Raw genomic sequence first — 18,979 nt, 5'->3', positions numbered from 1 at the left:
TAATGTGCCGGCAACTTAGCAAATCATGTGCCATTTTTGGCCGCAGACCGCAGACCGCAGAAGACCAGACTTACTTCAGTGCAGCCAGACCCGTGCGGAAACGTTTGAGTCCTTCGGCCAGGGTTTCCATTGAAGCCGAGTAGCTCAGGCGCACGCCTTCCGGTTCGCCGAAAGCATCCCCCGGCACAATGGCCAGACCCTGATGTTCAATCAGGTACATGCAAAGGTCTGTGCTCGTGCGGATGACCTCGCCCTGCGGGCTCGTTTTGCCCAGATAGGCCGCAATATTCGGAAACGCATAGAACGCGCCGCCCGGCTTAAAGCACTTCACGCCTTCGATTTGATTCAGCTCATCAATAAAAAAGTCGCGGCGTTCGGCAAAGGCTTTGCGCATGTGCTCCACGGCACCGGCAGAGACCTCGCTGCGGTAGGCTTCTTCCGCGGCAAACTGTGAAATCGTGCTCGGCGCAGAAGTTTCCTGACTCTGAATCTTACCCACCGCACCGGCAATGGATTTTGGCGCAGCGATGTAGCCCACCCGCCAGCCGGTCATGGCGAATCCCTTAGAAAAGCCGTTCACCAAAATGAACCGCTCTTTCAGCCAGGGCGCAACCTGCAGCATGCTCACGTGCGGTCCGTCGAAGACGATGTACTCGTAGATTTCATCCGAAAGCACAACCACGTTCGGGAAATCGCGCAGGACCTCAGCCAGGGCGCGGAGTTCATCCGCCGTGTAACAGCTTCCGGTGGGGTTCGAAGGCGAGCACAGGATGAGCACCTTGGTTTTCGGGGTCAGGCTTTCACGGAGCTGTTCCGGCGTGAGTTTGTAGTCGTTTTCAAAAGCTGTGCGCACAACCACAGGTACGCCACCGGCCAGCTTGGTCATTTCCGGGTAGGACACCCAGTAGGGCGCAGGAATCAGCACTTCATCACCCTCATCCACAACAGCCAGCAAGCTGAAGCCCACGGATTGTTTGGCGCCGTTCGACACAATGATTTCAGCTGCGGTAAATTCCAGCTCATTTTCGCGCTTCAGCTTCTCGGCAATGGCCTCGCGCAGTCCTGTTGTACCGGCATTGATGGTGTAGCCGTGCTGACCATCGTCAATAGCTTTTTTCGCTGCGGCACAGATGTGTTCGGGGGTTTTGAAATCGGGCTCCCCCTGACTCAGCGATACAACCGACTTGCCGGCCTGTTGCATCTCCTTGGCCATGCCGGAGATTTTCATGGTTTCGGAAGGGGCAAGGGCAAGGGCTCTTTTGGATATCATAGTTCAGGTTTTGGATGTTTCGGAAAAAGGAGAGTTAAAAAATGGTGACGCTTGTGGGCTGACCGCAGGGAAGAACATCAGCGCTTGCCGGGGAATTTCCCGCGAAGCGCAGCGGCTACGTGATCCGGCACAAACTGACTCAGGTCGCCGCCCCAGTAGGCCACTTCCCGGACAATGGTCGCACTCACGAAAGTCAGCTGTTCCTGCGGCATCAGGAAAACGGTGTCAATTTCCGGGGCAAGGCGGCGGTTCATCAGCGCCATGCGGAATTCGTACTCGAAATCGGAAAGCTGCCGTACGCCCCGGATCAGCGTGTTCACTTTGAGCTCACGGGCGTGATCGACCAGCAAGCCTGTGAAAGCCACTACCCGCACTTTTTCGGCCCAGGCTTTGCCTTCCAGCGTTTGCTCGATGAGCGCAACCCGCTCCTGTTCGGTAAACACAGATTCCTTGCGGGTGTTGACAGCCACAGTGATGACCACTTCGTCGAACAGCGAAGCGGCACGCTCAAGGATGTCGAGATGACCGTAGGTGATGGGGTCGAAAGTGCCGGGATAGAGTGCTTTCATAGCGTAGGGTTCAGGGGCGCCGTATTGGCTTAGTCCCTTTCAGTTTCGGATTCAGATTCACGCGCATCATCAGTTTCGGTGTTTTGCATGAAAATGCTTACAACGGTGCGTCCGTAGGGCTTGGTGAACACACAGTTGGGGTGCTCGTGGAACAGGTGACGCACATCATGCTCCAGGATGAACCAGCCGTCTTCAGCCAGCCAGCCGCCGTGTACCACGGTTTCCACCATTTCCGGTATGCCGGGCAAATCGTAGGGCGGATCAGCGAAGACGAGATCGTACGGCACAGGGCGCTGCGTGAGAAAGCGCTCAACCGGCAGACAGTAGGCCGTCACCTCATCCGAAATGCCAAATTGTGCAGCTGTTTTCTCGATTTGCTTCACGGCCACCGGGCTCGCTTCCACCATCAGCGCCTGCATGGCACCGCGCGAAATAGCCTCAAACCCCAGGTTCCCGCTGCCCGCAAAAAGATCGAGCACGTTTGCACCGTCTATGTAGCGGCGGGCTTCAATCACATTGAACAAGCCTTCCTTGGCGCGGTCGGATGTGGGCCTGACCTTCATATCTTTGGGGGCATCGAAGCGGCGGCCTTTCAGTTTACCGGTGATAATTCTCATAGCGTAAAGCGCTCTTTTTCTAATCCTGCCGCACAGCCATCATAATGGCGGGAAAGGCGTGCTGAAGGGGGAATGAATAGGTTTGTTCGGCGGCCTGCACGCCGATTTCATCAAGTGTGCTGATACTCCTGATCTCCGCCTTGCTTTCGAGAACCGGCGCCAGATGATTGCGGACCAGATCGGCATTCGGCCCGTACAGGAGAATTTCGTCATGATAGCCGTTCATCCACGCAAGAGACGTCTCGTTTTGGCGCCAGGCATACACCAGATTTTCGGGCCGCGTCTTCCGGATACTCGTTGCCGCGCGCAGTTTGCCCAATACAAAAGACGAAACAGAAATCGACTCATGTCCGCACCCGAGCGCCATAAAAGAACCGGAATTCCCGGTCAGCTTCATCCACTCCATACCCACTTCAAAATCAGAGCAATATTCGGTGCTGTAAAAAGACGCGGTGCAGGCATTCAGCATGCGAACCATCGTAAGGTCGCGAATGCACAAGAATCTGAAATCCTGAATGCCGGTTTCGAACCAGGTGGTTTCAATATTGCGGCGCTCAAGCCCGAAGGCGAGCAGCTTAAGGTGGGCTTCCCGCTCGGCGGGAACATCGTAAGCTATTTTGGGAAGCGACGTCCAGCACTCGAACTGCGGGAAGCTTACAATCCTGATGGTATCGGCTTCAAGGCCGGAAGTAATCCTGGAAATCGCACGGTGTATGTGTGCACACAACTTTTCATCGGCATTCCGAAACGCATCGAGCACGGAAAAGCTGAAATCAGCTTTTCCGATGTAGCTCAGATAGGACGTTTCGTTTTTCGGCCTCAGTGCATAATAAAGCGCATTGCCGCTGAAGCTGATCCCGAGCACGTGCGCGGTTTCGCTCATATCATATGCCTATCGCCAGCTCGGTGCGCCCCGGTCAGTTACACGGTCGAGCGTTCCGATACGGTCGTCGGTATCAGGGTCGCTGATCATGTAAAGCGGCGGACGCGCAGAATCGTTGAGCGCATACTCGAAGCGATTCCCGGTGCGCGGTGAAAGGAAGAACGTATCCGGGTCAAAGCGGCGGTTACGCAGCACGCTGTCCGGGTTTGACATAAACCGCTCATTATTGGTGATAAAAACAAAAAGCGAGTCCAGCGCAACCGGGAAACGATTGTTGTGCTCATTATAGAAGCGAATAGCCTCGTTCACGGCCATCATGTTTTCACGAACCTGTTCGGTCATGGCCCGTTCCCGCTGAACTTCCTGCCATGGGCCTGTAATTGTTACGTAGAGCCAATAGCCTAAAAACAGGATTACTACAATAAGCACTATGCTCACAATTCGGTTTCTCTGTTCAATATTCATTATTAATAGAATGAAATGCGTGGGTTGGTAGAATTCGAATTCAGAGGCAGAAAATACACCCTGACCTAAAGATATGCAACTTACAGTCAAAAATGCCGCTTTTTATTCTTATAAACAAAACAAGATGTTAGCGGCGGGTAAGTTGCCAGGCTACTTTCAGCATCTCCGGAAGCCCGATTTTCTGATAATTTCCGAAACCGGTACCATGTCTGTCCGGCTCAGTTCCTGCAGCCTGAACCGTCCGCCAAACAGCTCCTGCAGCTCGGGCTCATACACCGCAAAAGGCGGACCGCCCATCAGTTGCTGATCGTATTCAAAACTGATGAGCAGGGCCTGTTCAGCCCCGGGAAACAGTTCGGCCCACTTCGCGGCATACGCCTGCCGCATCTGCGGGGGCAACGCCACGAGCGCCGCACGATCATACACTGCCCGCACCTGTGCCTGCGCCGGAACCTGCCCGGCACGCAGCCTGAGCAGGTCAGCGGTTTGAAGCATCAGCCCGTCAAGGGTGAAAAGCTGCGTGCCGCCCTCACTCCGAACCCCGGGTTCCGCCCCCGGAAACTGTTCCCTGAAAAACGCTGCGCAGGCCTGTTCCACGAACTCAATGCCGTACACCGTATGCCCCTGCGCCCGCAGCCAGCACATATCCACCGATTTCCCGCAAAGCGGCACCGCCACACACGCACCTTCCGGCACCCCCAGCGCGGGCCAATGCGCCACGAGCGCCGCATCCGGCTCCGCCCCGTGAAACCCAATCTTATTCTTGCGCCACCGCGCCTGCCAGTAACTTTGCTCCATACCAAATACCGTGCTTGAAATCTATTCAAAAAACCATTCAGAAAGCTGCAGCCTCCGAAAACGCTGCCCGCCAAAATACTGAAAATCAAATCGGTTTCAGGCACCATCACCAAACGTACCCAGCGCATTTCAAGCTACCCAAAACCCATGCAAAACCACCGGCGCTGAACCTCAGAAGCATGAAGCTGAACAAGGTCTTTTATTTTTTGGGTAAAACTCCGTGAACATCAAGGTCTTTCGTGGCAGATCAGAAACCCCAAACCAAAGATAGGTCCCTTGCTTTTTTGGATACACATCAAAGCTTTCCACCCTCTTCGAATAACCGATGTAATCCCGGAACAGCAAAAACACAGAGCAACCTCAGTGAATAAGCTGGAGACCCCAAAATGAGTCTTCTATATGGCTTTTTTCAGAGCGCAAGCGAGATGATGTTTTGCGCAAATAACCTATTTTCTTTAGTTCACAAATCAGACCTTTTATACAGTGATAAAACAATGCATGACGATTTAGAGCGATTTATCGAAAAGAAAAAAGCCGAAAGTCCTGACTTTGCCAGAAACTTTGAAGAAGACTACCTGAACTTTAAGATTGGTGTCATCCTGCGTCAGGCACGCGAGGAAATGGGCATTACCCAACAGGAAGTAGCCGAGAAGCTGAACACCTCAAAGTCTGTTATTTCTCGGATGGAAAACCATGCCGATGACATCCGCCTCTCAACACTAAGGAAGTATGCAAAAGCACTCGGGCGCAAGGTGAAACTCGAAATTCAATAATTCGGATTCCTGACAAGCCTGTCTCCAAATACCCTCCTTTTGCAAATCTTCCCCAAGCCCGTTTTTACCGCAAAATTGGTATCATCCGCCTTCATCCAATAAAGGCCACCAAACCAGATCATACCAAATGTCCCTGACGGAACGCTGTCTTCAGATCATCGCCGATACCGCCCGAATCCCCTCCTTCAGCTCCTTCGAAGAGCGCCTGCATCCGTACGTGCTTGCGCTCGCAGAGCAAATCCCCGGCTGCGAAATCACCACGGTAGCGCAGCGCAACCTGCTGCTGTACGTACCCGGTCAGCGTCCCGGACTCCTCGCACTTACCGCGCACCTCGATAAAATTGATCACTTCGGACCCGATGGTCCGGCTGAGCTGCCCTTCCTCCGGACCAAAACCGAAATTCAGGGTCAGATGGATAACACTGTGGGCATCGGCATCATCCTGAGCCTGCTCGAACAGGCGCCTAATCGGGCATGGCCGGGCCTGCTCGTGCTACTGTCTGAAATGGAAGAAGGCACCGGGCTCCGTGAGCATCCGGAGCGCATGCGCAACGGCGGCGCGGGGCTCACCTCCGGCATGGGCGCCGAGCGCCTCGCCCGTCATCTCATCGAAGAAGCACAGCTGCCCGACGCCGTCATTACCGTTGACACGACCCCGCTGTTTCGCGGCAAACCCGGCTGCGCACTCTACGCCGGTCACTGGGAATTCACCAAAACTGTGCCCTCACCGCTCGAAACGCAGGGCACCCAAAGCCTGACCGACCGCCTGCTTGCCCTCGATCCGGAGCTGTACCTTGGCAATAACACCAACGACTACCTCACCTACGGCAAAGTCCTCAACGAAGAAACCGGCCCTGAAACCGCCATCCCCTCTGTCGCGCTGGAGCCCGCCATCTTCCCCTACCATCAGCGGAACGAGCGTGTGTACATCGCCGATATTGAACGGCTGCTCGCCCTGCTGGAAGCTTACCTGAGTCAGCATGAGCCCTTCGCTTCCTAAACCCGCGCGCACTTGAACCGGCAAATCCTTCGGCTCGCAATCCCCAACATCATCAGCAACCTCTCGGTGCCGCTGCTCAGCTCGGTTGATACCGCGCTGGTCGGGCGGCTCGACGGTGTGTACTATCTCGGTGCGCTCGCCATCGGCGGCATGATTTTCAACTTCCTGTACTGGGGCTTCGGCTTCCTGCGCATGGGCACGACCGGCCTCACCGCAACGGCCTACGGCGGCAAAAACGACGCGGAAGTCGGCGTGGTCCTCAGCCGCGCAGTGCTCACGGCTATACTCGGCAGCGCGCTGCTGCTCGTATCGCAGTACCTGCTCTTTTCCGGGGCCATGCTTATTGTGAGCACCTCCGATGAAGTCCGCGAAATGGCCGCCCTCTATTTCTACATCCGCATTTGGGACGCCCCCGCCGTGCTCGCACTTTTCGCCATTCAGGGCTGGTTCCTGGGCATGCAGAATGCCCGCTTCCCGATGTACATCACCATCTTCATCAACCTGCTGAACATCGGTCTCAACATCTTTTTCATCTATGGCCTCGGCATGACGGTTGACGGCGTCGCCTACGGCACCGTGATTGCGCAGTACCTCGGGCTCATCTTCGCGCTGTGGCTGTTTTTCCGCTACTACGGGCGCGGCTACATTCACCTCGGTCGCAAGGCGCTGCTCGCCATTGAAGGCCTCAAGCGCTTCTTCAGCGTGAGCCGCGATATTTTCATCCGCACCATGAGCCTCATTTTCACCTACTCCTTCTTCACCATCCAAAGCGCCGCGCTGGGTGATGAATACCTGGCCATCAACACCATCCTCATGCAGCTTTGGTACATCATGGCCTACGGGGTTGATGGCTTCGCCTACGCCGCCGAGAGCATCACCGGAAAATACACGGGCCGGGGCGACCGTGCGGGATTGCTGCAGGCCGTGAAGCTGCTCATAGCCTGGGGCCTGGGTTTGGGCGTGGCCTTCAGCGGGATCTACTTCCTGCTCGATGAGCACCTCATCCGTCTCTTCACCGATAATCCCGAACTGATTGCCCTCGGCCTCACCTTCTTCGCCTGGACCATCGCCGCGCCCCTTATCAACAGTTTCTGCTTCATGCTCGACGGCATCTTCATCGGCGCGACCGTAACCGGCCCCATGCGCGACTCCATGCTGATCTCCACTTTCCTTGTGTTCATCCCCGCCTACTACCTCACGGTTGACCTGTTAGGCAACCACGCCCTCTGGCTCGCCATGACCGCCTACATGCTCGCCCGCGGCGCAACGCTGCTGTGGTTCCTCCCCCGCAAAGTGCTGGCGCAGGTCGGGTGAGTATCCTCAGCAAAAAATCAACTCCCCATTAATCCGCTCAAAATGCCGGGCTTTTAGCCCGTTCCGGGATACCAGGCCCACCCGCTGCCCTAACAACTCTTCCAGTTCATCTCCCAGCGAAATAAACGCCATACCTACCCGCCCGCTGAACTCGACCAGAATATCAACATCACTCTCCGGTCCCGCGGTACCACGGGCATAAGATCCAAAAACAGCTAGCGTCTTTATCGGATACTTTGCTTGCAGACGCGGTCTGTGCTGTGCTAAAATGTGCACTATTTCTTCAGTGGTTTTCATCATCACAAAAATAAAATGGAGCTGCTTGTGAACCAGGAACACGGCTTCCCTGCTCATTCCCGCGCAGTTTTTTTGGGGGAAACTCCCGGAGCATCACGGGCTGCAGTGCTGTTTCAGGCTTCATAAGCCAACTCAAAATCCCCTGCTTTTTGCTTTGCGCTTTCTGCCGGAAAACTACCCCAAAAGCCTCCAAAACAGCCAGCTGAGCAGGGCGAAAATGCCGATAAACACGAAAAAAGCCATCCACGGGAACCGCTCTTTCGGGGCCTCATCAAGCTGTTCGAGCAGGTAGCGCCGCAGCAGGTTTGTGTTGCGGGTGTTCGCCTTGAAGGCCGCATCGAAGGCATCGCCCACAACAGGCAGCAGCCCAAACACAAACTCAATCAGCATGTTGCGGATCATCCGCCGCTTCACCTTTCCGCTTGCCCCGGCCCGCCGGGCTTCGAGCAGCACGTACAGCGACAAAATCAGTCCTGCGAAATCCCCGATACCCGGCAGCAGTCCCAGCAGCGGACTCAGCCCGAACCGGAACTTCGTGAACGGCACCCGGATGTTGCTGTCGGTGTAGTAGCTGAAGGTATCGAGCCGCTCCAGAATCTCCCGCAGCTCGGCCTTAGATTTGGTGCTGTTCAAACGTGGCTTGTTTTTTTCGGGGGATGTGTTTCCGTCAGGTTTCGCCATTGGAGCTTAAAACCGGTTTAAAGGGTTGGGCAGGGTTTTTGGAAGTCGCCGGCAGTGCAGCCTCGCCCCCATCACGTTCCGATGAAGCCTCAGCATTTACGGAGCACCACCATCGTCATGTCGTCATGCTGATGCGCATTGCCCACAAAGCGGGTCACCTCCCCGTGAACAACTTCCAGCAGTCTGCCGGAGGTGCCCGGCTCTTCGCGGAATGCGCGGCCAATCAGCTCCGTCAGCCGCTTTTCGCCCAGCTGTTCGCGTTTCAGGTTGTGGCTTTCCACGTAGCCGTCCGTGAACAGCACGACGGCCTGACCCTCGCCAATGTTCACACGCCGGATTTCCAGATAGTCATTAAACTTGTGCGGTTTAGCCATGCCAAGCGCAAATCCTTTCGGCTGATGTACCTCCGCCTGCCCCGTTCGGGCATCAAGCAACAGCAGCGGATCGTGACCGGCCCGGGCAAACTCGAAGGTTCCGGTTCGAACATCGAGCACGCCGGCCAGCGCTGTAATAAAGGTGCCGCGCGGTGAATTGGCGTGGAACAAGCGGTTCACGATCTTCATGATTTCACCGACATCCCGGTGCTGTTCCGAAACGGCCTGCAGGTAGCCTTTGAGCAGCGTCATAAAAAAGGCCGCTTTTACGCCCTTCCCGCTCACGTCGGCTATAATAACGAGGGTTCGGTGCTCATCCAACGAAATAAAGTCGAAGTAATCGCCGCCGACCTCGTAGGCCGTTTTGCAGCTTGCTGCAATATCAAAGCCCTGAATGTCGGGCTTTACGGAAGTCAGGAAAGAGTCGTGCACCTCCCGCGCCAGCTCGAATTCCTTTTCGATGCGCTTTTCCCGCGCCAGCCGCTTCAGATATTCAGGCTCGAGATCGGGCAGTCCGCCTGACTCATCAGCTTTGGCGGTGCTTCCGACCAGTGCCAGCACACCAATGCCGGCAATCAGAATGAAAGAGGTCAGAATCGGCAGCACATCCGGAAGGTGTGGTGCAAAGAAGCTGGTTATGCCAAAATTGGCAATGGTGAACACAAACAGAGCAGTCATCACGCTGAGGTTGTCGTAGCGCAGGAAGAGCATCACCGGAATGGCGGCAATCATAAGCGCATGAAGCTGCATGAATGCAAAGTTCGGGTGCTCCGGTGCAAGCGAAAGTGCCGAAAATGCAAAGGTCAGCATCAGGGCCTTGGCTGCAAAGTTCACCTTTCTCAGTTTGAGCCAGGAGCCGGGTATCAGCAAAAAAAAGGTGCTTATAAACACCGCATAGACCAGGGCTTCGCCCGGAATATAAAGCAGGTACAGGTAGCCGAACCCGGTCAGCATCTGATCCTTTTCTGGTTCGAAGGCTACATAACTGGCGTCAGCAAACAGTAATAGAAGCATGTACAGCAGGCACATGGCTGCGCCGGCTGTAAGTCCGCGCCCCAGGGCCTGTCCGACCTGTGGGTTACGAAGTAAGCCGTACCGTAAATAAGTGAGGGAATATTTCTTTACCGGCCATGCTTCCTGTACCAGAGAGTCAGCGGTTGAGAACAGTAACATCCCAAAACTGGTGAAAAAAAGTGCTGTCAGCAGAAAAACCCCGCCTGAAGCCAGTATGCGTAATGCCAGCTCCCCTTCGTCTGCATCATACCCGTAATACACCCCAATGCTTACAAAGGCTCCGATAAGCACGCCCAGAAGAATACTGTCATAGCGGGCAATGCGCAGGTCAATCATGCGGCTGGACTGTCGCTTAAAAAACTGACCAATAATCAGAATAACAATCAAAAACGGAATCACCCCTTTCAGGAGCACATTTGCAATTTTCTGCGACAACAGGTTTTCAGCGTTCTGAGCGGCGGCATAGCGAATCTGCTGAAGCGCACCAGTGCGGCTAAGTTCAACCGTTAGCCGGACCGGGAGGCTGTCGTATGCTGCATCAAAGCGTAGACGATAATGGCTCAGTGTCCCCTCTGTAGTTTCCCGGCTGATTTCCTGGAGGTCGAGATCCCACTTGCTCCAGTGGGTTTCTGTAAGAAAAGACCGCGCCCGATTTGCAACAAGAGAGTCAGGCGCTCCGGCTGCCAGAGGCGGGTACGCGTGCAGGAGGAAATCGGGTCGGCCCCGCTGCAAATGAAGGGCAACCAGTTCGCCTCTGTCGGTCCAATGAAGGGCAACCCGGGACATCAGGCTGTCGGCTGCTGTCGCATCAGACTCATCGGCTGCCATGATAGTGTGCTCTGCTTCCCATACAAAAAACGGATACTCAGAGCGCTGATGCTTAACCCGGTTTTGCAGTGACCGCTTGCCGTTCAGGCCCACGTAACCATCAATGAAAAGGGCAACCGGTAAAAACTTGGGATCGCTTGTAGGTTCAACCGAGCCCGCACCCCAGTGCTCAAGCAGCATGGCGGACTGCTCGTGTATCTGAGCCGTGTCCGCAGTGAGTTTTTTTCCGGAAAAAGGATTTACTGCGTAGTACGCAAAGAAAGCAAGGAGCAGGAAAAGAAATCCGGCTGCTATCCAGCTGAGTTCAGTTTTTGACGGCTTAAGTGGCAAGGCTTTGGAAGCGTGGTAAACTTAAAAATATGAGCGCCCCAAATTAGCTTAAAACAAAGCTTAATGCATCCTCAATTTTCGAACAGGCCGCCAATGGTACCCGATGGAACTACGCTCACGCATCAATCAGTGCCTGAAGCAGCGGGCGCAGTCTTTCTTTATGCAGCATGCCGGGCGCATAGCCTTCCACGTAGCCCTCGCGGTTAATCAGAAAAGTTGTGGGGATGCCGCGTATCGGACCGTACAGCCGGGCTACGGTGCCGTCATCCACCACCTGCGGGTAGTTGATTTCCATCAGCTCCACAAAAGGCCGAACAACCTCCCAGCCTTCGCGATCCACTGAGACCCCCAGGAAAAGGACGTCATCCCGCATTTCATCCTGAAGCGCCATGAAATCGGGGATTTCTTCCCGGCAGGGCGGGCACCAGGTCGCCCAGAGGTTGAGCACGACCACTTTGCCGCGCTGCTCACTCAGGGTGAAGGGGTTGCCTTGCATGTCTGTAAGGGTGAAATCCGGCGCGGGAGTGAGTTCGTCGCTGCGTGTAAGCGGATCGGTGATGTCGCGCATCATGATGGACGGAAAGTCTGACGGGCCGGACGCGCGGTTGGAGAAATAAAAAAGAGGCGCCGCCGCAAGCAGCATAAACAGGATGATCAGGTAGTGTCGGAGTTTCATTATATTACTGTATAATTATTTAAGTATGCTAATATACTGAATCCAAGGCTGCAAATCAGCTTTTTTGATCAGACCAAAATCATTGCTTTTTGCCGCCAAAAGGTATGTATTTCACGCTATAATAAATTTTCGCCGGATATTAGCAACTCTTCTAACTCATCCAAATTAGGTGTAATTTTACCTTGCTTCTTATAGGACAAACCCAGCCGTGCTGGTTAAAATTATCAGAATATTATCATCCATTACAAGTAAAAGAAAAGGCTTCACATGGCTCCAATATGCTACAGTAGATATTTCATCCTTCTCGTCATAACATCCATTGCCCTTACGGCATGGTCCTGCTCAAAAGAGAACCCCGTAAATGTGCTTCCTGATGAAGTAGCGGGCACTTATGATTTCAGCCGATATGAATTTGTTCCCCTTGCCGCCGCCATTCAGCCTGCGAATGTACTCGATACCCTGGTTGCTGCAAACACCTTCCTGAGGCTTACGGAGGGCGGACAGTTTCTGTTGAACTATCAATTTCTGAACAGCCCGGAATCAATTATCGCGGGAAGTTTTACGCTTGATGCAAACCAAATTCAGCTACAACCATCACCGGGCTCTGAAGCCCGGCTTGCCTCACTCCTTCTGCAGACACCGATTCGGTTTGACCGGGTAACAGTTCCCGGTGAAATCAGGGACGGGCTTGAAATGGCCAATTCGCAGACTGTGGACCTGAACAGTTTTTCTGATCAGTATGAAGGACTGCCGCCGGTGCCCGGCGTTTTGTTCATCAATCTGATTCCACGAAACTGAAACCTATTGTCTGCTAATTGTAGCCCTGATTTGATATGAAAAAATATTTTTGGCTGATCACCCTCCAGGCAGCTCTGCTTGCAGGTGTATTGAATGTAACAAGCGCAACGGCTCAGGTTTCGGGTGTGAGCTTCAGTTTTTCGCCTGCAGTAGAGTACATACTGTTTGAAGACAATGCGGCGCTAAAACCCGGTTACGCTTTCGGAGGTTCTCTGGGCCTTGGTTTTGGGCAGTATATTGAATTGCATGCCGCTTACGCACTTGGCGAAAGCCATCGCACAGACTTCTCCCGGCTCAGTTCCGGCGACCTCTTACTGCAACGCCGCCTTGATGCCCTTGAAAATCATAGTATTAATATGCAGCGGTTTGGGTTAACGACCAAAGTGAACCTCAGCAGTACTGCAGTAGTGCCTTACCTTACTGCCGGTACAGGGGTAGTGCGGTTTACCCGATCCGGTCTGAAAGCAAGTGACAGTGTTTTCCTGACAGGCGGCGGCGGATTCATGTTTTCGGTTGCCAACCGTTACACGCTTTTTGCGCAGGCTACCCATACCGGATACAGGTACAATCCCGGCTCAGCATTTTTGCGGGGCACCGATTTAATCGTGGGCGGCCTGGATTCCAACAATTTCTCACAGCAGCTGGTCAGTAACTGGCACTTCGGCGCCGGTCTCAAAGTCTATCTCGGAGGCAGGACCTATGAATCTGACGATCGCAGCGTTTTGTTTCTGGATGAGTTCAATGGCGGCCTGCGTAACCTGCGCTGGGCTTTTGACGCGGTTTACGGGCAGGTATTCTTTAACAATGAAAACATTGGCTTCCCATCACCCCTTAGCCTTACCGGTTTGCAGTTTGGAGCAGACTTTGGTCCCTTTATCGGTCTGAGGGGCTTTTACTGGCATGGGGTTGATGCTGACGGCGGACTGCGTTTTGACAACATCAATGCCTATGGCGGGGAGTTGAGGGCAACCTTCTTTCAGACCTCGGTTTCGCCTACCCTCACTTTAGGAGGAGGATATCTGAATGTGCACAGCAATTACCGCTCGGGAACCCTTGCACAGCCCAAAAGTCAGCCGTTCGCAACTACCGGCGCAGGTATTGAAGTTGAGTTTACGGAGCAGGTAAGCTTTACGGGGGATATCCGCGCGTTTATTCTCACGCAGGATGGGGTTGATAATCAGATTTCGCCCTCAAAACTTGAGCTCAGCCCCATGTTCACGCTCGGGGTTTCCTACCGTATCGGACAGTTTCGCTACAGAGAACGGCGTCAGGCTCCGTCTCGCAGGGAGCCGGTAAGAACTTCGCGCCGCTTCGACGACGGTCAGACCGAGGCACAGCAGCAGCTGTTGGTTATGCGGGAAGCGGCCCTTTCTGCGGAAGTCGCGCGGGCAATGGCACAGGGGGATACCCTTACAGCCCGCACCCTGCAGCTTCAGCTCGATCAGGTACGGGAATCTTCGCTGCGGCTTGCCGGTGCACCGGCACATCAAACCGTGCGCACTCCTGATAACCGCATGATTTCCCTGCCGGTTCTGGAAGAAGGTGAAGTTTACATCCGCTTTGGTCCACCCGCCCCGGTTGCAGCAGCACCCGCGCCAGCCCCTCCTACTGATCCTGCGATTCGCGAGCTGGAGCGGCGTATTGAACAGCTTACACGCGAGCAAACACAGCCGCGTGATCCGGAGCAAAGGGTGACCCCGCTGCCAACACCGCCCCCGGCTGAAGCTACGCCTGCAGCTACACCCCGTGAGCAGGCCCTCGAACGCCGCATTGCAGAACTCGAACTCCGGCTGACACAAGCTGCAGCACCTTCAGACACCTCCGATGTGACCCGCCGCATACCTACCCTGCAGCCCCTGCCTGATGAAGAAGCGGCTGTCAGACCCGGTGAGCTTCAGGGCGTAGCCGTTCACCTTGGCCTTGCAAACCCGTTTCAGGCCACCTTTGGTGTAAGGGGAGATTACGGCTCGCTGTTTGGCGACCGTGTTGAGCTCATCCCGGAATTTATTATCGGACTTGGCGGCAGCACGCGCATGTACAACATTAATGCAATTACCCTGATACCTCTCAGTCGTCTTCCTTATATTAATATCTCACCCTTCAGCCCGTATGCAGGTTTTGGTATCGGTTTAAAGGCTTTCAGCAACCCGCCGGCAAACGCTTCAGGCATTCAGTTTGTATGGTCGGCCCATTTCGGCGCAACAACCGATCTTGGTCCCGGGCAGCTGTTTATCGAGTATACCAGCCAAAACCTGTTTAGTTACAATAACCTCGCGGCCGGGTACCGCTTCAGGTTTTAATTGCTAATGCTTACAGTATGGTTCGTACAAGTATCATCATTACTGGTCTTATGCTGTGCACGGTCGGGTTTACGCCCCTAAGTGCACAGCAAACAGATGTGAACAACCGGCAGTTTGCAGCCTCTGACTCTGTTCAGCTCGGTCTTGCGGATATCCCTGAGGGCCTCGTTCTGGTTCGCAGCCGGATCGAGCAGCTCCGGCTGGAACACCTTGCCAGGGCCGGTCACATACCGGGTTCTGAGGCAATGATGGTATCTGATCCGGCCTCTGAGAGTGCTGAACATACGCTTCGGTTTCATGAGCTTGAGCGTCTCATTATGATGCTGGAGTTTTTGGAAAGCACCGACGCTTCAGGTCTCGCGGATTTTCTGTCCGTACCACTGGATTTCAGTTTCCTCAGTTTGCAGATTCCTTTCGAAATCAGCAGCGCCGTAATTCCCGATGAAACATTTCCGGTACTTCGGGAAATTGGCGCCTGGTTGCTGAGGTATCCCAATCTGAGACTTGAAATACAGGGTCATACAGATATTACCGGGCCCCGATCGCTGAATATGCGCCTCTCTCAACAACGTGCCGCTTCTGTGCAGCGGTTTTTGCTTGGTGAATTTCCGGGACTCAGCGCCGATCGCCTGCCTTTTACCGGCTTGGGTCCCGATCAGCCTGTTGCGACAAACGAAACCGAGGCCGGTCGGGCTCAAAACCGACGCGTCGATTTTTTACTTACTGAATAACGGCGTCCCCACACTCGCCGCCTCAGGGTCTTAACACACAGCCTGACGCATACTTGTTTGAAGGCCCTAAACCTTAACACATTTATTTTGCCATGCTGAGATTTTTGCTCCTGAGTTTCCTGTTACTTCCGTTCACCTTTGCTACTGTACTGAAAGCCGAACCTGAGGCGGGTTTTGAACCGCCCTCAGATGCTGGCTGGGCCGAGAGCTACCGCGACGTCGCCAATCAGCTCATTGCCACCGCACTCGAACCGGAAAATGTGGATTTCATGTGGCAGCGGCTGGCTTGGCTCACCGACTACTACCCGCACCGTCTCAGCGGCAGTCAGATGCTCGAAGATGCCATCGACTGGATGTACAAGCACCTTAATGAAGACGGCTTCGACCGGGTTTACAAGCAGGAAGTGATGGTACCGCACTGGGTACGGGGTAATGAGTCACTAATCTTCCACGGACCCTGGGAGCGGGAACTTCGCATGCTTGGTCTGGGAAGCTCGGTCGGTACGCCCGCCGAAGGAATCAGAGCCGAAATTCTTGTAGTGCAAAGCTTTGAAGAGCTACAGGAACGGGCCGATGAAGCGGCCGGTAAAATCGTGGTCTGGAACGTACCTTTCACGACCTACGGCGAAACCGTGCAGTACCGTGTGCGCGGCGCTTCGGAAGCGTCCCGTGCAGGTGCAGTCGCTTCTCTTCTGCGCTCGGTTACGCCCTTTTCCATGCAAACCCCGCACACCGGCAACATCCGTTACGACGATGATGTCGAGCCCATTCCTTTCGCGGCCATCACCCTCGAAGACGCCGAACTTATGCAGCGCTTCCAAAACCGGGGCGAACACATGGAAGTGACCCTCAGCATGGAAGCCCAAATGCTGCCCGATGCCCTCAGCCACAACATCATCGCGGAACTGCGCGGCAGCGAGAAACCCGACGAAATCGTGGTCATAGGCGGACACATCGACTCCTGGGATGTTGGTCATGGGGTGATGGACGATGCCGGGGGCGTCATCGCCACCTGGGAGGCCATGCGCCTGATGAAAGCCCTCGGCCTGCAGCCGCGCCGCACCATCCGCTTCGTGGGCTGGACCAACGAAGAAAACGGCGTCCGCGGCGGACTCGCCTACCGCGACAAAGTGCTGGAAGACGGCAGCTTCCGCAATCATCAGCTGGCTTTCGAAATTGATTTCGGCGTATTCGCCCCGCTTGGTTTCGGCTTCACCGGTACGGAAGAAGCCTTCGCCCTACTCGAGCCCATCATGGCGCTGACCGCCCCCACCGGCGCGGAAGTCCTGCGGCGCGGCAGCTCAGGCACCGTTGATATCGGTCCGCTCATGCGCGAAGGCATGCCCGGCATGGGAATCGACACGGATGTAACCAAATACTTCTGGCACCATCACGCCGATTCGGATACCCTCGATAAACAAAACCCCGAAGACATCGCCCGCGTAATTGCCGCAACCGCGGTCATGATCTACGTTGTTGCCGATATGGAGCAGCGCCTGCCCTGGGGCGACGAATAAAACACAGCGCGTATTCTGATTTCTATGCGGGAAGGGTTACGGTAAAGGCCGTGCCCTCTCCCGGTTTTGAGTGTACTTCAATGTTCCCGCCGTGAAGGTCGGTGTATTTTTTAATCAGCACCATGCCAAGTCCGGAGGTATCCTCGCCGTTGGTGCCGAGCCGGTGGAATTTCTTCCGACCCGAAAACAGGTTTTTAAGCTGTTCGCTATCCATGCCAACTCCGCTGTCCGCAATTTCCAGCTTCAGGGTCTTTTCGTCCGCCGCATAAATCTTCATGCGAACAGTTCCTTCGTCAGGCGTAAATTTAATGGCATTGTTGAGCAGGTTACCGACAATTTGCTTCCACTTTTCGACATCTACCTTCCAGCTTAACGTCTCCGGCATATCGATTTCGAGCCGCTGATTTTTGAGCAGGGAAAGCGGGCGCACAAGCGTGAGAATGCCCTGCGTAATTTCGGCGACATCGCAAACTTTCCGGTTAATCCGCAGGGTTTCATTTTTGACGTAATCCGAACTAAGCAAAATATTGACGATACTGAGCGTCGCCTCACCGGATTGCAAAATGATGGAAGCCATTTCTTTGTGCTGATCATCATCAAGCTCATCCCGCAGGATCTCCGCAAAGCCCGTTACCCCAATCAGCGGATTCCGCAAATCATGGCTCACAATCCGGATTAGCTCGTCTTTTTCCTTGTTCATAGCTTCAAGCTCGGCTTTTGCGGCTTTCAGCTCAAAGCTTGAAATCACCTCGTCAGCCAACATTTGAAGCACTTCCCTTGCTGTATCGTCGATTTTATTCGGCTGATGATCAACAAGACACAGGCTGCCAATATAAAATCCGTCGGGTGTGCGAAGCGGAACGCCAACATAATACCGAATACAAAACGGATTATCTTCCGTGGGCCACGAAAACTGATTGTGCCTGAAAATGGGGTGCTTATGCGTATCTTCGACTTCCAGGATGTCCGGGCTCATAATCGTGAACTGACAAAAACTGAGCCTGCGCGGCATTACCTCAGTATCATCAATATTGGACGCTTTATGGTACTGATGTTCCGGTGCAATCAGGTTGATGTAGCACACCGGCAATCCCGTAAACCGGGCGACAAGGGTCGCAAGGCGGTTGAACGCTTCTTCCTGTTCAGGCGCCCGATCCGAAGGTTAATACTTTTCATACGCTTTTATCCGGAGCACTTCATTTGCCAGTAGCGGACAGTTGACTTGTTCCAGCCATTCAGATTCAGTCATGACAAAAAACTAGGGTGCGAAAAAATGCACCATCAGGTAATGATAGTAAGGACGAATAATATCTTAGCTTAAACTATCAATTTATTAATATTTGATGGGAACATCAGCCCTTTTCACGCTATGTCCGTCCGGCAATCGGGCTACCGCAAGTACCTTTTACGAAACAGCTTGTAAATAAGGTGTTGCCCTGCACCCGGCTTGCTTGCCGGTAATGCGGTTTGTTTATTTTTTTGGGAAAACTCCGTGAACATCAAGGTCTTCTGGGGCAGGTTCCGGGCCCCCAAGCCTAAGACAGGTCCCTTGCTTTTGGGTGATGGAAACAGTGCTTTCAGCCCGACCCATTTCAGCTCTAAAAAATATGCTGTTCAAAACACGGTAATGCGTTTACGGCTTCCCAAAAAGCAAGGAGTTCATCTTAGGTTTGGGAGACCCTGACATGCACCGGCTGCCAGTGATGTTCACGGGATTCACCCAAAAAAACAAGCTTCGGAAAGC

At 54.1% G+C, this 18,979-nt stretch carries 18 protein-coding genes and 1 pseudogene; 7 read left to right on the top strand and 12 right to left on the bottom strand.

The window, feature by feature from the left end; all coding sequences use genetic code 11:
- Positions 1–70: 70 nt before the first annotated feature.
- From CYPRO_RS01530 to CYPRO_RS01505, 6 genes are all read right to left on the bottom strand, one after another.
- The gene (locus CYPRO_RS01530; RefSeq protein ID WP_114982885.1) at positions 71–1,270 is read right to left on the bottom strand and encodes a pyridoxal phosphate-dependent aminotransferase; all 1,200 of its coding nucleotides are present in this window, start codon (positions 1,268–1,270) and stop codon (positions 71–73) included.
- A 77-nt stretch (positions 1,271–1,347) separates the two neighbouring features.
- Positions 1,348–1,839, bottom strand: coding sequence for a pantetheine-phosphate adenylyltransferase (gene coaD, locus CYPRO_RS01525; protein WP_114982884.1), 492 nt, complete (start codon positions 1,837–1,839; stop codon positions 1,348–1,350).
- Positions 1,840–1,868: 29 nt separating this feature from the next.
- Complete coding sequence (gene rsmD / locus CYPRO_RS01520) at positions 1,869–2,456, bottom strand: 16S rRNA (guanine(966)-N(2))-methyltransferase RsmD (RefSeq protein ID WP_114982883.1); 588 nt, start codon at positions 2,454–2,456, stop codon at positions 1,869–1,871.
- A gap of 19 nt (positions 2,457–2,475) precedes the next feature.
- Positions 2,476–3,339 carry a hypothetical protein gene (locus CYPRO_RS01515; protein WP_114982881.1) on the bottom strand — a complete coding sequence of 288 codons (864 nt, stop codon included), beginning with the start codon at positions 3,337–3,339 and terminating at the stop codon, positions 2,476–2,478.
- Positions 3,340–3,348: 9 nt separating this feature from the next.
- Complete coding sequence (locus CYPRO_RS01510; RefSeq protein ID WP_114982879.1) at positions 3,349–3,804, bottom strand: hypothetical protein; 456 nt, start codon at positions 3,802–3,804, stop codon at positions 3,349–3,351.
- Between the two features lie 156 nt (positions 3,805–3,960).
- Positions 3,961–4,602, bottom strand: a complete 642-nt coding sequence (locus CYPRO_RS01505) for a class I SAM-dependent methyltransferase (RefSeq protein ID WP_114982878.1) — start codon at positions 4,600–4,602, stop codon at positions 3,961–3,963.
- A gap of 494 nt (positions 4,603–5,096) precedes the next feature.
- On the opposite strand from CYPRO_RS01505, the gene CYPRO_RS01495 reads away from it, so the two are divergent.
- From CYPRO_RS01495 to CYPRO_RS01485, 3 genes are all read left to right on the top strand, one after another.
- Complete coding sequence (locus CYPRO_RS01495) at positions 5,097–5,375, top strand: helix-turn-helix domain-containing protein (RefSeq protein WP_114985656.1); 279 nt, start codon at positions 5,097–5,099, stop codon at positions 5,373–5,375.
- Positions 5,376–5,502: 127 nt separating this feature from the next.
- A complete protein-coding gene (locus CYPRO_RS01490; protein WP_114982874.1) occupies positions 5,503–6,375 on the top strand; it encodes a hypothetical protein in 873 nt (290 codons plus the stop codon).
- Between the two features lie 12 nt (positions 6,376–6,387).
- Positions 6,388–7,689, top strand: a complete 1,302-nt coding sequence (locus CYPRO_RS01485; RefSeq protein ID WP_114982873.1) for an MATE family efflux transporter — start codon at positions 6,388–6,390, stop codon at positions 7,687–7,689.
- A gap of 6 nt (positions 7,690–7,695) precedes the next feature.
- Here the strand turns inward: CYPRO_RS01485 and CYPRO_RS01480 are convergent, their stop codons facing one another.
- The 4 genes from CYPRO_RS01480 to CYPRO_RS01465 form a co-directional block, all read right to left on the bottom strand.
- A complete protein-coding gene (locus tag CYPRO_RS01480) occupies positions 7,696–7,989 on the bottom strand; it encodes a nucleotidyltransferase family protein (RefSeq protein WP_240644805.1) in 294 nt (97 codons plus the stop codon).
- Positions 7,990–8,160: 171 nt separating this feature from the next.
- A complete protein-coding gene (locus CYPRO_RS01475) occupies positions 8,161–8,667 on the bottom strand; it encodes a DUF4112 domain-containing protein (protein ID WP_114982869.1) in 507 nt (168 codons plus the stop codon).
- An 89-nt stretch (positions 8,668–8,756) separates the two neighbouring features.
- The gene (locus CYPRO_RS01470; protein WP_114982868.1) at positions 8,757–11,213 is read right to left on the bottom strand and encodes a PP2C family protein-serine/threonine phosphatase; all 2,457 of its coding nucleotides are present in this window, start codon (positions 11,211–11,213) and stop codon (positions 8,757–8,759) included.
- Between the two features lie 115 nt (positions 11,214–11,328).
- Positions 11,329–11,889: a TlpA family protein disulfide reductase gene (locus tag CYPRO_RS01465; protein WP_114982867.1), complete on the bottom strand. Its 561-nt coding sequence runs from the start codon at positions 11,887–11,889 to the stop codon at positions 11,329–11,331.
- 267 nt (positions 11,890–12,156) lie between these two features.
- On the opposite strand from CYPRO_RS01465, the gene CYPRO_RS01460 reads away from it, so the two are divergent.
- From CYPRO_RS01460 to CYPRO_RS01445, 4 genes are all read left to right on the top strand, one after another.
- Positions 12,157–12,687 (top strand): hypothetical protein, encoded by a 531-nt coding sequence (locus CYPRO_RS01460; RefSeq protein ID WP_114982866.1) that lies wholly within the window; start codon positions 12,157–12,159, stop codon positions 12,685–12,687.
- A 35-nt stretch (positions 12,688–12,722) separates the two neighbouring features.
- Positions 12,723–14,987 carry a hypothetical protein gene (locus CYPRO_RS01455; RefSeq protein ID WP_114982863.1) on the top strand — a complete coding sequence of 755 codons (2,265 nt, stop codon included), beginning with the start codon at positions 12,723–12,725 and terminating at the stop codon, positions 14,985–14,987.
- A gap of 17 nt (positions 14,988–15,004) precedes the next feature.
- The gene (locus CYPRO_RS01450) at positions 15,005–15,718 is read left to right on the top strand and encodes an OmpA family protein (RefSeq protein WP_240644804.1); all 714 of its coding nucleotides are present in this window, start codon (positions 15,005–15,007) and stop codon (positions 15,716–15,718) included.
- Positions 15,719–15,810: 92 nt separating this feature from the next.
- Complete coding sequence (locus CYPRO_RS01445) at positions 15,811–17,235, top strand: M28 family metallopeptidase (protein WP_114982861.1); 1,425 nt, start codon at positions 15,811–15,813, stop codon at positions 17,233–17,235.
- A 22-nt stretch (positions 17,236–17,257) separates the two neighbouring features.
- Here CYPRO_RS01445 and CYPRO_RS16950 read toward each other — a convergent pair whose 3' ends face one another.
- Complete coding sequence (locus tag CYPRO_RS16950; protein WP_408625769.1) at positions 17,258–17,935, bottom strand: sensor histidine kinase; 678 nt, start codon at positions 17,933–17,935, stop codon at positions 17,258–17,260.
- Between the two features lie 57 nt (positions 17,936–17,992).
- A pseudogene (locus CYPRO_RS16945) lies at positions 17,993–18,361 on the bottom strand (GAF domain-containing protein); the annotation flags it as partial.
- Positions 18,362–18,979: the final 618 nt, after the last annotated feature.

The sequence above is a fragment of the Cyclonatronum proteinivorum genome (assembly GCF_003353065.1).
Lineage (GTDB): Bacteria > Bacteroidota > Rhodothermia > Balneolales > Cyclonatronaceae > Cyclonatronum > Cyclonatronum proteinivorum.
Note: the sequence above shows the minus strand (reverse complement) of the source record. Positions and strands in the feature narration are given on the sequence as shown.

Coding starts and splice junctions, on each gene's coding strand:
- CYPRO_RS01530 (WP_114982885.1), bottom strand. CDS start 1,270: ATGATATCCAAAAGAGCCCTTGCCCTTGCCCCTTCCGAAACCATGAAA.
- coaD (WP_114982884.1), bottom strand. CDS start 1,839: ATGAAAGCACTCTATCCCGGCACTTTCGACCCCATCACCTACGGTCAT.
- rsmD (WP_114982883.1), bottom strand. CDS start 2,456: ATGAGAATTATCACCGGTAAACTGAAAGGCCGCCGCTTCGATGCCCCC.
- CYPRO_RS01515 (WP_114982881.1), bottom strand. CDS start 3,339: ATGAGCGAAACCGCGCACGTGCTCGGGATCAGCTTCAGCGGCAATGCG.
- CYPRO_RS01510 (WP_114982879.1), bottom strand. CDS start 3,804: ATGAATATTGAACAGAGAAACCGAATTGTGAGCATAGTGCTTATTGTA.
- CYPRO_RS01505 (WP_114982878.1), bottom strand. CDS start 4,602: ATGGAGCAAAGTTACTGGCAGGCGCGGTGGCGCAAGAATAAGATTGGG.
- CYPRO_RS01495 (WP_114985656.1), top strand. CDS start 5,097: ATGCATGACGATTTAGAGCGATTTATCGAAAAGAAAAAAGCCGAAAGT.
- CYPRO_RS01490 (WP_114982874.1), top strand. CDS start 5,503: ATGTCCCTGACGGAACGCTGTCTTCAGATCATCGCCGATACCGCCCGA.
- CYPRO_RS01480 (WP_240644805.1), bottom strand. CDS start 7,989: ATGATGAAAACCACTGAAGAAATAGTGCACATTTTAGCACAGCACAGA.
- CYPRO_RS01475 (WP_114982869.1), bottom strand. CDS start 8,667: ATGGCGAAACCTGACGGAAACACATCCCCCGAAAAAAACAAGCCACGT.
- CYPRO_RS01465 (WP_114982867.1), bottom strand. CDS start 11,889: ATGAAACTCCGACACTACCTGATCATCCTGTTTATGCTGCTTGCGGCG.
- CYPRO_RS01460 (WP_114982866.1), top strand. CDS start 12,157: ATGGCTCCAATATGCTACAGTAGATATTTCATCCTTCTCGTCATAACA.
- CYPRO_RS01455 (WP_114982863.1), top strand. CDS start 12,723: ATGAAAAAATATTTTTGGCTGATCACCCTCCAGGCAGCTCTGCTTGCA.
- CYPRO_RS01450 (WP_240644804.1), top strand. CDS start 15,005: ATGGTTCGTACAAGTATCATCATTACTGGTCTTATGCTGTGCACGGTC.
- CYPRO_RS01445 (WP_114982861.1), top strand. CDS start 15,811: ATGCTGAGATTTTTGCTCCTGAGTTTCCTGTTACTTCCGTTCACCTTT.
- CYPRO_RS16950 (WP_408625769.1), bottom strand. CDS start 17,935: ATGAACAAGGAAAAAGACGAGCTAATCCGGATTGTGAGCCATGATTTG.